The sequence below is a fragment of the Fodinibius salinus genome (assembly GCF_008124865.1).
Taxonomy (GTDB): Bacteria; Bacteroidota; Rhodothermia; order Balneolales; family Balneolaceae; genus Fodinibius; species Fodinibius salinus.
The window spans coordinates 238,073-250,873 of sequence record NZ_VNHY01000002.1; the positions used below are offsets into that span (position 1 = coordinate 238,073).

The following is a 12,801-nucleotide window of genomic DNA, read 5'->3' on the forward strand; positions in this document are numbered from 1 at the left end:
CTATTCCTAGCATATAGATATATGTATAATCAAAAAATGAATGTTAGCCAATATTTCTCTGACATCTTTATTATTAGGTAATCAATTAATTTACAGCAAGCAATTCTTCATTAATAAAGGCAGAAAATTCTGAATTTAACGTCCGCTGAACGGCCTGCAGCACTCTTTTTCGGGCATACTGTTTATTCATGCTGCCTTCGCGCCCCTCTGCCATATACGTACTAAACCAGCGTCCATTTTCCTTATTTTGCGCTTCAACCTGCAGGGCCCATTGCATAAATTCTACATTCGGCCGGTTTAAATCTACGGGTTCAATCATCAAACCCACCTTTACTTCAACTACGGGCGTAGTGCTTGCATCCACAACGGTAAACCCTTCATTTTGCAGGACTCGACTGATTGCCGATATTATTTTTGGATCAACCTCCTTACTAGATATCAAAACCGTACATTCTTGTTTTGCCTGACGGTATTCCTGAGTAATCTCCGGCAGACTTTGGTTTTCAAACTGGCCCGATTGCCCAGATAAAATAGCACGCTGATTCGTCAGCATTTTATTCATTCGGGCTGATACCATTGCCTGTTTCATAAAAATCAGTCGCTCTAACTTGCTTGATGTCTGCTTTGCTTTCTTACGAAGCGAAGAAATTGCCTTGTTATTTCTATTTATCTCTTCGGTATAAAGCCGTGAGGTTTCCAGCCGATCCATAGCGGCCAGTGCATAAAAAGTACCGTCAGCCGCTTCATGCACCTCCTTTATTTCTACATTCTTCATTTGCTGATCTGACCCAACATCCGACTGGGTAATCAGCTGCGTATTTTCCTGCGTTGTTGTTTCTCCCTGCTCGTTGACTTGCTCTTTAAATTCCTGAACATAATTTTCATCAACCTCGACCTCAGCCACAAAACGCTTGGCCAAGTTCGCCTGCGCCTGATTTTTTGCACCCTGCCGAGAGGTCGAAGACCCCACCGCCATTAAATACTGGGCATCACTAAATTGCTTAGAGGGATTATTTACCCACTGTGGCAAACTACTATCTTGCGCCATTAGTTGCGCAGGCAGTAACAATAAGACCACACCCAGAGATGCAATATATGACCATGTTTGGGAATAAAGATGAGACATACTAAATAATATTAATTAGAATAAATTGAGGACAGAGGCTCCAACCTTTCATTTTCCGTAATTGTAATAGGTATCTTTTCGCTGTGAATTACTTGTCCCTCTGCAGAATAATATTCAAAGGTAATTTCATGCTCTCCAGGCGGTAATTTAATTACATTGGTATATACTTTGCCCGGCATGGTTTGCCATCCTCGCAGATCAGCCTGTTCAGAAGCCTCTCTTATATTTTCTGCCAAAAAACCTACTACTTTCCCCAAGTCTTCATCTTGGTCTTCTGCAGCATCTGTTATCGCCTCTTCACCGGCAGATTTTAAAATCCCGCGAAGTGTAGCCCGGGCAACGATTATCGGCTTTTTAATCTGGAAGGTTTCCTGTGCTACCTTATCCATTTCTTCAATAATAAACATGGACACAGATTTTTCCTCATCAATAGTCGCCTCAACACGGGCTACCTTGGAAGGACGCATCACAAGCTTAGGAATTGCAATCTTAAGGCCAGGGGAATCATTAATATCCTCAATTTTGATATTATTGGATCTTTTTTCCGGCGCCTTACCACAAAAAGCTGTTAACAACACATTAAAATTATCTGGATTCTGGACCTTTTTAAAAGCCGGAACAAACTCAACCTGCGAATTGGGTAGCGCCTGATGTCTCTCTATTGCGCTTTGTAAATTTTCCAGTTCTATCCGGGCATCATCCGGTGCTCCTGATTTCGCATACAACATTGAAGCCAAATAATGGCTTAATGGACTGTCGTGAATACTTGATGTTCCTGCATTCCACTCGATTTCATGATCTGTGGTATCAGATTCCTGCATAGAATTAGCATATCCAGCATACTTAGACTCAGCCTGGTCAAGCTTTTGGGCAATTCTCCGCGCCTCTACAAAAGCGGCCAAATAATCATCCATTTCCAAATAGGCCAAACTTTTAAAGCCATTCAGATACACATCTTCATAAACCTCACCATCATAATTGAGTTGTGTATCATTCGTTAGAAACGCCTTTATACCCGTAGAAGCACTCTTTGCAAAGAACTGGTCAATGTATTCCTCTGCATTCGTAAATTCTTCTATACTTTTTTTATAGTTATTCTGAAAAAACTGAATAGTACCCATTTCCAGGCTATACAACACTCTGTCTTTAGCCTTGTAAACATCATTCTGTTTTAGACTATCAGCTATAGATGCAGCTTGCTGATAATTGCCTGACTGAAATGAAGCCCCCATTTGCTTTTGCCCCGTCATAAGCTGTTGCGACGCGCAAGCAGTTAGTAAGGTTGAATATAAAACTAAAAGTATTACTCTACCCGATGCTTTACTTATACTAATCATAAATTTGAACCCCTAAATTACAATGACCATTCATTGCATTTATCATGTCATAGCACATACCCCACATAAATTTGCGGGCTCTCCTGATTATAAAAATAGCCTCTCTCTTATTTCAAAGCCAATACCTGTGAACATTACAAACCCATGCACAGGTTAAACGTACCTAAATTAACTTAGAGCCTACCACTTAACTTTATTCCTCTCAATCATCTTCTTGATTTTCTTGTTCCCAAGCCAAGCTTTGGTATTATTTTCTACATTAATTAATTCAAGATTAACAGTATAAAACTTGGCAGCCTTAGTTCCATCCAGATTCTTATCCACATTGGCATCAATATTACCTACTAGCATATAGTCAGCGCCTAATTCTTTAGCAAGCGCAGAAGCTGACTCATACGATGCATGTTGCTGTTGGTCAGTTCGCTCAGCACGAATTTGCTCACGTTGCTCAGGATCAGCAACAATCTGAATCTGCTGGCTATTAACTACTGCCCGTTCAATTTCTTTAATAAAAATATTCGTCTGGATATGCTCAGTGGTGTTATTCCGGATATTCCCCACAATCATAACCGGCCTGTCTTTCTGTTCATTCTGTAGCCAGGCTGCAGAGAGTAAATCAGATGTCATGTCTTGAGCTACCATGCGAGCATCCGTATCATTCCATTTGCCCGACAGGTCAGTTTGTGAATCTGTCTCCACGCGATTCACTTCTTGCGAAGGTGCACATCCTATTACCATAAACCCAACTAATAAACTCACTACTATAGCAAACCTCATCATATTATACCCCTTTACTAATCTTGACTTTGTGTTTTTATTTAAACTGATTTTTGAAATTGCCACATTTAAGTAACTATTTCAAATCTATTTTTCTAAAGCTTGTAAATATAAATCTTTATGATTTAATTTATTTTAACTGCTTCCGTTTTGGTTGAATATAATCGAAAAACCTAAATCAAGAGTTATTATGAGACATTCGGCATTTAGTTATTTACGCCCCGTTCTATTACTCGTTGTGATGTTCTTTACCCTTTCCCTGACCGCTAACAGCCAAGACTTTGAAGAATGGAAAGAAAATTACCTGCAGGAGTTTAAGGATTTTCAAAATAAATATGACAAGCAGTTTCACAAAATGTTGCAACAGGAGTGGACCAACCTTGATGTTAATATTAGTCCTGACCCTTATAAAGAAAATAAGCCCGAGCGGCCGCCTACAGTAGAAGAACCTTCAGTTTCGGACTCAAAACCTGTTCCCAATGTTTCACTTACCAATAAGGAAAAATCAAGCCCACCGGTTACAAAGAAAACAACAGATACAGATGAAATTACTGTTGAAAACCGCAAAAAAGCACCTCCTGCAAATCTCCAATCAGGATTAAAGCCAACCTTTAAACCAACGGTGGAAAAGGCCGATGTCACAACCAAGAACCTCATGTTTTTTGATGTGCCTATTAGGTATCGATACTACACAGCTTTTCAAAAACAGATAGATAAACCTGTAAATAAAAAAGTGATCTCCAACTTCTGGAAACATCTGAGTACTAAGGATTACCCTCCCTTTTTAAATCAGATAAAACAAGTTCAAAACAAATTATCGCTTAATGATTTTGGATATGCCCAGCTGCTCGAAAATATAGGTGAACAAATTTATGGCAAAGACACACCTGAATCCACCTTGTTTGCTTGGTTTATGCTCACCCAGTCTGGTTTTAATACCCGTATAGGATATAATCAGGAAAATGTATACTTGCTTATCCAAACAACCCCCCGACTGTTTAATACTACTTATTTTACGATGAAGGGTACTAAGTATTATGCCATCTCATTTAATGAGACCAATAACAAGGCCCCGTCAAAACTTTATACCTATAAAGGTGATTATCCCAAATCTGATATGAAAGCACTAAACCTGTCAGCAACTGATTTTCCGGCCTTCCCCGAAAAACCCATGAACAAAACAATGTCGTTTAGCTACAAGGATACCAGCTATAGCTTTGATGTGCCTATTAATCAACAGGTTATTAATTACTACAAAAACTACCCCAATGCATACCTGGGATTATACTTTAACAGCAGGATGGATACAACGACCTACAATCAGCTGGCACGTTCACTACGGCCATTACTAAAAGGGAAAAGTGATTTTGAAAAGGTTAGCATCCTGCTGCGTTTTGTACAGACATCTCTGGAATATAAAACTGACCAACAGCAGTTTAATAAAGAAAAATATATGTTTCCCGAAGAGGCATTATACTATCCCGCTGCCGATTGTGAAGACAGAGCAGCTCTTTTTGCCTACTTAGTTGAGCATTTGGTGGGACTCGACTACATAAGCTTACGCTATCCAAACCACCTGACCGTCGCTGTTCACTTTCCCGAAAACCCACCGGAAGGAACCCATTTTAACTATCGAGGCAAATCCTACTATATGGCTGATCCCACTTACATTAACGCCGGTATCGGAATGGTAATGCCCAGCATTAAAAATAAATCTCCCGAAATAATGGATTGGGAAATGTAGAACGTTGTCTTCCTCTAATTCTTAAACACTTTAAAGAACTCTTCGACATTATCAGGCGTAGAAGTCATATAACTTATCCCCCAAGTAGCTATCAGACTCAAGAAAAAAGCGGGTATTAATTCATAAAGATTATTTTTCAAGATTGGTACATAATACCACACTATCGTCGTTAGGGTACCCGTCAACAGTCCAGCAAATACCCCAGCACGTGTTGTTCCCTTCCAATAAAGAGCCAAGATAGAAGTAGGCCCAATAGCTGCTCCCAATCCCGCCCAGGCGAAAAGCACAAGCCAGAATACCAGCTCCTGAGCAACCAAGCTAAAAAACAACGCCACCGCAACTAGTGCTACCACAACTGCTCTACTGTAACGAACCAGCTTTTTCTGCGAAAGCTGTTGACCTTTCTTAATGATCCGATCGTAAATATCCCGAACAACAGCTGAGGCCGCAACCAAAAGCTGTGAATCTGCAGTGGACATAATTGCAGCAAAAATGGATGCTACTACAATCCCAAACACTACCGGCGAAAGATGCTGCTGTGCTAAAATAGGATACAGATTCTCGGTATCAGCCGCTGGCAGCATCTCTACCTCAGGAAAATAAACGCGACCGGCCAATCCAATAAAGATGGCGCCCCATCCCATCACTACATTCCAGATAGTGCCTACCACCGCCGACCAGCGCAACTGCTTTGCATCATCAATAGCCATATATCGCGACAAGATATGCGGATTACCGGGTGAACCCAGTCCGATACCAACAAATCCCAGAAATCCACCAACGGTAATGGCAAACGGATCAACAAAACCGGCTTCAAAATCTGTGAGTTGCGACAAGACTGCTGGGAGTCCACCAGCATCCCAAATAGCCAAGAAAGGGAGTACTACCAGCGCAAAGACCATAAAAATAGCCTGAAACATATCAGTAAGACTCACCGCCAAAAACCCACCTAACACTGTATAAGCCAATATGATGGCCGCAGAAATAAAAATACCCGTGGTCTGATCAATGGGGAAGCTCGAAGCAAATGCCTTACCGCCGGCTACAAACTGTGCAGCAACATAGCTGATCATAAAAATCAAAAATACTACAACCAGCACCATCCGTAAACGGCCATCCGTATCGTTAAATCGCTTCGCGAAAAAATCGGGCACGGTAATACAGTCATAGGCTTCCGAAAAATTCCGAAGCCTGCGAGCATAGTAGAGAAACAAGAAAAGCTCAACTATAATATATCCGGCTACAGCCCAAACCGCAGAGGCCCCCTGCGCATATGCCATGCCAGTAACACCGAGCAATAGCCAGGCACTACGGCCCGACACCACCGCCGAAAGGGCTACTACAAAACGATTTATTTTACGCCCACCAATAAAAAATTCGCTGATACCCTCTGATGAAAACCGCGAAGAATATATACCTATCCCCACCAGCAACAGCAGATATCCCACAAATGCCCAGATGGCATATTGGTCAACAGCTAAAGAAATAGCCTGAGACTCATCCATCGTCAGCCCGCTTAATACGATAGGATAAAAATACCGCCAGCAAAATTACTGAAACCGGCAGGACAAACATTATCAGATAAAAAGTAAGCATGCTGTGATATTTTATAAGTAAATATATCTGTGCAAGACTTTAATTTCTTTCTATCTAGTTGCCCCGTACTCACATTATGGGAAAATGCCCATCTGCTCGTAAATAACCCCTACTTTATTAATTGCACTCAAAAAGGCCGCGGTTCGTAAATCGATCTGATGCTTTTTACGCAGCTCGTTAAGTTCGTTATAGGCATTCACCATCGTCTCTTCGAGCCCGGAATCCACCAAGTCATACTCTCCGGCACCTTGAGCCAATTCGTTCATTTCCAATTCCGTAAACGAACGATCTGAAGTGTTTTCAATTACATTTAAAATTTTTCGATAACTGTTCTCCTCAAAGCGCTTTTCCATGCGTCCAAAACGGACGTGTGATAAGTTTTTAAGCCACTCAAAATAAGAAACCGTCACGCCACCGGCATTTAAGTAGTTATCCGGAATAATCAACGCTCCTTTTTCTTTTAGTATTTGATGTGCCTTTGCTGTGGTAGGGCCATTGGCTGCCTCTGCAATGATTTTTGCTTGGATATCTGGGGCATTTTCTTCGTGTAACTGATTTTCAAGCGCAGCGGGAATAAGAATATCGCACTCTTCTTTAAGCACCGCTGTATTACTTTCCAGCTCTTTGGTATTCCCAAAGCCCACTATAGATCCCGTTTCTTCACGATAATTGATCAAATCTTCCAAATCAATACCATCAGAATCATAGATAGATCCTTCAACCTCTGCTACTCCTACCATTTTTGCGCCACCTTCGGTCATATATTTAGCAGCGTGGTATCCTACATTACCAAGTCCCTGAATTACAAAAGTCTTTCCTTCCAACCCAGGCTCAAGATCGAGATCTTTCATATCTTCTGTTTGGCGACAGGATTCTCGAACCCCAAAATAAACACCACGCCCGGTTGCTTCGGTACGGCCGCGTACTCCACCCTGCGGAATAGGCTTACCGGTTACACAAGCTTCGGCATTCAGATCGGAAACAAGCTGTCGATAAGTATCGAATACCCAGCCCATTTCGCGCGCACCAGTACCATAATCAGGAGCAGGCACATCCGATCCCGGACCCAAGAAATCTTTTTTGATAAGCTCATAAGTATATCGGCGGGTAATGCGCTCAATTTCATCATCCGAAAATTCTGACTTGTCAATTTTTATACCTCCTTTGGCTCCGCCGAAGGGGACATCTACCACGGCGCATTTGTACGTCATAAGAGCAGCCAGCGCCATCGTCTCATCCTCATTTACTGCTGTACTAAATCGTATTCCTCCTTTGGTAGGTAACTTGTGATGGCTATGCTCTACTCTGTAACCGTGAATCACCTTGATAGAACCGTCATCACGCTCTAGGGGAAAAGTGATATGATATACATTATTGCAAACTTTAATCTGGTCCAATAACCCTTGTTCATAGTCAGAGTACTGTGCTGCAATATCGAATGCTTCGTTAACCTGTTTAAAAAACTTATAATCGGACATGAAGACTCCTATTTAAAATATTAATACAATTGAAATACTATCTTTTCTGATGCAGAATCATCGTGATATTACCGCAGACTTTCAACTTATAAAACCTTATTAACGCTCTTTAAAAACAGCGGTATGTATTCGCTTCCATTGCTCGGGCGTACCGGTTGTTTGCACGAGTGCTAGATGCTTGGCTTTAAACCGAATGTAAAACTCACGACCAATCAGATTTAATATTCGCTGTTTTTTATCTTGTGCCATATCACCATACATCAGGCTAAGGTGAGGCATAAAACCATCCTCTACTACCTCAAACAACTCTGTAGCTATATTGCGAAGCTCCATTAACTCACTACTTTCTTCCGCATGAATAAACAACGACTGATAAAATCGGTCGCGATAACCAGCTTTTGTAAGATGTACAGTAAACGGACTGCCCGAAGAAGCAAGCGTATTTGTGAGTGAGGTCAACTCTGTTTCTGAACCTTTCAGACTTCCCAAAAGCGTAAGATGAGGCGAAAATTTCGGCGTCTCATACTTCTTACTCAACTTTTGGATTTGCTCTTTTAGTTTATAACCGATATCTCCGCCGGGTTCAAGCCACAGTGAATAAGTTGGTGTATTACTCATTGAATCCTCCTGCCTACATTTCGATTGGCATGTAATATTTCTAATAAAAGCAGAATTTTTCTAATAATTTAGTGGTAAATAAACATGTAGATGATCGGCGGTACCCACATGTCTTGAAACTTGTAATGCCATTGCCCGCAAACTTATAACCAGCATCCAATTTTTCCACTCCGGACGCCCTTTAGTTCGCAAATCTATGGCATGTACATAACCGCTTGATTGTGGATAGTGCAAAGATTCAGGATTTTTATCCATCCCCATTTGCTCATAATCTTCGGGACGTCGCTGGATATCTGTGATCACAACGTCACTATCAGCCAATGTTACTGTCGCCACACTTATCCGCAGAATAGGATGCAACTGCCGGTAATAACGCTGGGCTTCTTTGGTCTTCGTATTTTCTGCCGAAACATAGATCAATCCATATAGTGCATAAGCAGTAACCAATACTAGGATTCCATACCGGATTTTTCGATGTATTTTAAATTTTTGTCTATACCACAAACTCACTCCCAAAGCATACCCAAACAACAGTAACACTGTCAGCAGTACACTCATTACAAGAGCGAGCCACCCGTTGAGATGAAATTGAGAATAGCCATAAACAGATGTTCGCACTAATAACAAAAAAGGTGCTACAACAATTGCTAGTATCCCTAATAAATATAATAGTACGTTCTGTACCCAGCGAAAAAAAGAAGGAGCGGAAACATCCTTTTGCCCTTTTATTGCATTCAGCTGGTGATCAAATTTGTTATCCAGCTCCTTGAGCGTTTGGGGATCAAAATCGGTATTGGCATTATCGGCACACATCGTATAATTGTATCACGTCTTACGCTCATAAATGTTTCGATACAGCAAAGGCCCCGACAGCCTGCCGGAGCCTCATATAATCAATCTTCCTGGTACTTCAAATGTACCTTTGTAAGCTCATTTAATGAGCAGTTTCTCTCTGCTGATAAAACACATTCATTACAAACAGAATAGCTAAGCTGCCAACCGCCGCAAACACAATACCACCGGGTAGCTGCATCAATACTGTAATACTACCTACAATAAGCGAACCGGCAATACCTGCCACTAAATTGGGAAATAGTCCAATTGTGGTATTCCGCATAGCCAGTTTGGCAATAGCTCCAATAACCATGCCCAGCGCAATCAGCCAGAAAATGGTAGCTCCATCTAAAACGTCCATTTCTAAAATATTGTTTAAATTTTGGGATTAATGAGCTAAAAAATAACTTATTTTCTGTGTTTTTGGAACCCTGATTTACCTGTTATTAAAATAGTTCCCAAATATTCACACGTATATCACTGTAAAGATACATGGAAAAACCCGACATCCGAAAAATCATACATATCGACATGGATGCCTTTTACACATCCGTCGAACAGCGTGATTTCCCCGAATATCGCGGTAAGCCCGTTATTGTGGGTGGATCTCCGGAGGGACGCGGGGTTGTAGCTGCTGCCAGCTACGAAGTTCGGAAATTTGGCGTCCACTCTGCCATGCCTGCTGCCAAAGCCGTTAAGCTATGCCCACAAGCTATTTTTCTAAAACCACGATTCGAGGTATATCGGGCAGTATCCAAAAAAATACGGGAGATATTCTTCGACATTACCGATCTCGTTGAACCGCTTTCCCTGGATGAAGCCTACCTTGATGTCACAACAAACCACCTCGGCATCCCCTCTGCCACACTTATTGCTCAAGAGATCCGCAAACGTATTAAAGACAAGACACAGCTGACAGCCTCAGCCGGAGTTGCTGAAAATAAGTTTTTAGCCAAAATTGCGTCCGACCTCAATAAACCCGATGGGCTGGCAGTGATTGAACCTGATGAAGCTGAAGATTTTTTAGCTGAGCTTGATATCGGAGCATTTCACGGTGTGGGCGAAGCCACAGAACAAAAAATGAATTCGCTTGGCATCCACAACGGAGATGACCTACGCAAATGGTCTAAGGTAGAGCTGGTAAATGAATTTGGGAAAACCGGTCGGCACTACTTTAACATCGTTCGCAGTATCGATCGGCGCAAGGTCAAGCCCAACCGCATTCGAAAATCCATTGGCAAAGAACGTACTTTTTCAAAAGATATTGATGACCTCAGCTGGATTAATAACTTTCTTCGGGAGCTGGCCACTAAAATTTCCGAAAGCATGAAAAAGAAAAAGGCTGCAGGCAAAACAGTAACCCTTAAAGTCCGTTATGATGATTTTGAAACTATAAGTCGCAGTACCTCTTTCAATTCATACATTAATGAACCGGGCGATATTGCCGATACTGCTATCTCTTTGCTAGAAGAAACCGAAGTAGGAGATCGCAAAGTACGACTGCTGGGCATTACACTTTCTAATTTGAACCTCCATAAAAAAGGACGATTCAAGCAGCTCGAAATCCCTTTTAAATAACTCCGGACCTACACTGATTTAAACTGATGTTTTCTTATCTTTGCTTCTAAAATCTGATTCTATTGCTAATAGATAATTTTAAGTTTGATCCGCCCAAATCCGCGGTACGTTATGTCCTACACGCTTTCCGACTTTGACTACGACCTACCCGATGAGCGCATTGCTCAAGAACCTGCCCATCCGCGCGATCATGCTCGTCTGCTGGTTTACGACCGAGCAACGGGTGAGATTACTGATGATCGTTTTTATAATTTGTTGGAGTATTTGCCCCAACAAACAACGCTCGTACTTAATAACAGCAAGGTAAAGAAATGTCGATTGCTTTTTGACGAAGGCAAAAAAGAAGTTTTTATCCTGGAGCGTCTAAACAATAAAACAGTGCGGGCAATGGTACGTCCCGGTAAGAAGTTTAAAAAGGGAAAGACCACGCAACTCACTGATGATATTTCGGCCACAGTAATTGATATTGATGATGAGGGAATTCGAACGCTTGAATTATCTCCCTCTCTGGATCATCCTGCCTACAGCCAACACAAATACACGCCATTTCCGCCCTATATTGAGCAGAACGAATCTCTTTCCGAAGAGTATCAAACAGTCTATGCGGATTCTCAAGAATCGGGGGCCAGCAAAGCAGCACCTACCGCAGGACTCCACTTTTCAGATAAGCTTCTCAGTGATATAACTGCTTCCAGTATCTCCAGGGCCGAAGTAACGCTGCATGTGGGACTAGGCACTTTTGCACCGGTAAAAACAGAAACCATCGAAGAACATACCATGCACTCCGAATGGTTTGAAATTACCGAACAAACCGCTGATAAGCTACAAAAAGCTGATCATATTACAGCTGTTGGGACCACCAGCGTTCGTGTATTGGAAACCTGCTTACGTCAACAAGATCAATTTTCGGCCATAAATATGGATACCGATATCTTTATTCGTCCCGGTTTTGAGTTTCAGGCTACAGATGCACTTATTACCAATTTTCACCTGCCCAAAAGTACGCTCCTGATGCTTGTGGCTGCATTTACCGGCTATGAGGAGATGCAAAAGATATACCAGCACGCCATCGATGGAGAATATCGTTTCTATTCCTTCGGCGATGCCATGCTGATACTATGAGCTATCCCGATGAGAGATTCCTACCGGATTTGAAGAACCCGTCTTACTCTTCCGGATTATTTTTTTGCTGTTGCTTCATCTGCTCTTGCATGTCGTTATTGTCAACCATCTTTACCTGGTTTTTTAATGAGGTTGACAACTCTTCCACATCATCTTCAGAAAGCACCTCATCAATATCTTCAACGCCCACTTTTTGTAAAAGGTTGTAAACCATTCGGTTGAACAACATCTGCTGTGCGGCTGAACTTAGCTGCATAAGCTGCTCCTGTGGAACCTGAGCTCCAGAAAGCTTCACCTTGTTCATTACCGGCTCCAAGAGCTTCTCCACCTTTTTGGACATTTGCTTTTCAAGCTCTTTGGCATCCTGGTTTTCTTTACTTGTTACTTCGTTACCGTTAGGGTCAACTAACTTCATGTTTTATATGCTTTTATTTATGGTTATTGCAGTACATTAACACAGTCTGTTAATATATCAATCCATTAGCAGGACATTAAATTTTTATTAACTCTAAATTCAAGCAGGTTAACCTTGGCTTAGAAATGGAATAAGGGTGAAAGTTTTACAGCAAGAATAAGATTAGAGTGTTTTTT

At 41.6% G+C, this 12,801-nt stretch carries 12 protein-coding genes; 3 read left to right on the forward strand and 9 right to left on the reverse strand.

The window, feature by feature from the left end:
• Positions 1 to 85: 85 nt before the first annotated feature.
• The 3 genes from LX73_RS05900 to LX73_RS05910 form a co-directional block, all read right to left on the reverse strand.
• Entirely contained in the window at positions 86 to 1,126 is a 1,041-nt protein-coding gene (locus LX73_RS05900) for an LPP20 family lipoprotein (RefSeq protein WP_148898565.1), read from the reverse strand.
• Between the two features lie 11 nt (positions 1,127 to 1,137).
• Positions 1,138 to 2,376, reverse strand: a complete 1,239-nt coding sequence (locus LX73_RS05905) for a COG3014 family protein (RefSeq protein WP_148898566.1) — start codon at positions 2,374 to 2,376, stop codon at positions 1,138 to 1,140.
• 267 nt (positions 2,377 to 2,643) lie between these two features.
• Complete coding sequence (locus LX73_RS05910) at positions 2,644 to 3,243, reverse strand: penicillin-binding protein activator LpoB (protein WP_246138176.1); 600 nt, start codon at positions 3,241 to 3,243, stop codon at positions 2,644 to 2,646.
• A gap of 187 nt (positions 3,244 to 3,430) precedes the next feature.
• On the opposite strand from LX73_RS05910, the gene LX73_RS05915 reads away from it, so the two are divergent.
• Entirely contained in the window at positions 3,431 to 4,984 is a 1,554-nt protein-coding gene (locus LX73_RS05915; protein ID WP_148898567.1) for a hypothetical protein, read from the forward strand.
• Positions 4,985 to 4,998: 14 nt separating this feature from the next.
• Here the strand turns inward: LX73_RS05915 and LX73_RS05920 are convergent, their stop codons facing one another.
• The 5 genes from LX73_RS05920 to LX73_RS05940 all read right to left on the reverse strand — a co-directional run bounded on the left by LX73_RS05920 (position 4,999) and on the right by LX73_RS05940 (position 9,871).
• Positions 4,999 to 6,489, reverse strand: coding sequence for a sodium/proline symporter (locus LX73_RS05920; protein WP_148898568.1), 1,491 nt, complete (start codon positions 6,487 to 6,489; stop codon positions 4,999 to 5,001).
• Between the two features lie 165 nt (positions 6,490 to 6,654).
• A complete protein-coding gene (locus tag LX73_RS05925) occupies positions 6,655 to 8,058 on the reverse strand; it encodes a Glu/Leu/Phe/Val family dehydrogenase (protein WP_148898569.1) in 1,404 nt (467 codons plus the stop codon).
• A 99-nt stretch (positions 8,059 to 8,157) separates the two neighbouring features.
• Complete coding sequence (locus LX73_RS05930; protein ID WP_148898570.1) at positions 8,158 to 8,676, reverse strand: 2'-5' RNA ligase family protein; 519 nt, start codon at positions 8,674 to 8,676, stop codon at positions 8,158 to 8,160.
• A 60-nt stretch (positions 8,677 to 8,736) separates the two neighbouring features.
• Entirely contained in the window at positions 8,737 to 9,489 is a 753-nt protein-coding gene (locus tag LX73_RS05935) for a hypothetical protein (RefSeq protein ID WP_148898571.1), read from the reverse strand.
• 121 nt (positions 9,490 to 9,610) lie between these two features.
• On the reverse strand, positions 9,611 to 9,871 hold the full coding sequence (locus LX73_RS05940) for a GlsB/YeaQ/YmgE family stress response membrane protein (protein WP_148898572.1): 261 nt from the start codon (positions 9,869 to 9,871) through the stop codon (positions 9,611 to 9,613).
• 131 nt (positions 9,872 to 10,002) lie between these two features.
• On the opposite strand from LX73_RS05940, the gene dinB reads away from it, so the two are divergent.
• Positions 10,003 to 11,088, forward strand: a complete 1,086-nt coding sequence (gene dinB, locus LX73_RS05945; protein WP_148898573.1) for a DNA polymerase IV — start codon at positions 10,003 to 10,005, stop codon at positions 11,086 to 11,088.
• Positions 11,089 to 11,199: 111 nt separating this feature from the next.
• Positions 11,200 to 12,210: a tRNA preQ1(34) S-adenosylmethionine ribosyltransferase-isomerase QueA gene (gene queA / locus LX73_RS05950; RefSeq protein ID WP_148898574.1), complete on the forward strand. Its 1,011-nt coding sequence runs from the start codon at positions 11,200 to 11,202 to the stop codon at positions 12,208 to 12,210.
• A 43-nt stretch (positions 12,211 to 12,253) separates the two neighbouring features.
• On the opposite strand, the gene LX73_RS05955 is transcribed toward queA, so the two are convergent.
• Positions 12,254 to 12,625, reverse strand: a complete 372-nt coding sequence (locus tag LX73_RS05955; protein WP_148898575.1) for a hypothetical protein — start codon at positions 12,623 to 12,625, stop codon at positions 12,254 to 12,256.
• Between the last annotated feature and the right edge of the window lie 176 nt (positions 12,626 to 12,801).

Bases quoted from the DNA above. Each gene is read 5' to 3' on its own strand.
- LX73_RS05900 (WP_148898565.1), bottom strand. From the start codon at position 1,126: ATGTCTCATCTTTATTCCCAAACATGGTCATATATTGCATCTCTGGGT.
- LX73_RS05905 (WP_148898566.1), bottom strand. From the start codon at position 2,376: ATGACGGGGCAAAAGCAAATGGGGGCTTCATTTCAGTCAGGCAATTAT.
- LX73_RS05910 (WP_246138176.1), bottom strand. From the start codon at position 3,243: ATGATGAGGTTTGCTATAGTAGTGAGTTTATTAGTTGGGTTTATGGTA.
- LX73_RS05915 (WP_148898567.1), top strand. From the start codon at position 3,431: ATGAGACATTCGGCATTTAGTTATTTACGCCCCGTTCTATTACTCGTT.
- LX73_RS05920 (WP_148898568.1), bottom strand. From the start codon at position 6,489: ATGGATGAGTCTCAGGCTATTTCTTTAGCTGTTGACCAATATGCCATC.
- LX73_RS05925 (WP_148898569.1), bottom strand. From the start codon at position 8,058: ATGTCCGATTATAAGTTTTTTAAACAGGTTAACGAAGCATTCGATATT.
- LX73_RS05930 (WP_148898570.1), bottom strand. From the start codon at position 8,676: ATGAGTAATACACCAACTTATTCACTGTGGCTTGAACCCGGCGGAGAT.
- LX73_RS05935 (WP_148898571.1), bottom strand. From the start codon at position 9,489: ATGTGTGCCGATAATGCCAATACCGATTTTGATCCCCAAACGCTCAAG.
- LX73_RS05940 (WP_148898572.1), bottom strand. From the start codon at position 9,871: ATGGACGTTTTAGATGGAGCTACCATTTTCTGGCTGATTGCGCTGGGC.
- dinB (WP_148898573.1), top strand. From the start codon at position 10,003: ATGGAAAAACCCGACATCCGAAAAATCATACATATCGACATGGATGCC.
- queA (WP_148898574.1), top strand. From the start codon at position 11,200: ATGTCCTACACGCTTTCCGACTTTGACTACGACCTACCCGATGAGCGC.
- LX73_RS05955 (WP_148898575.1), bottom strand. From the start codon at position 12,625: ATGAAGTTAGTTGACCCTAACGGTAACGAAGTAACAAGTAAAGAAAAC.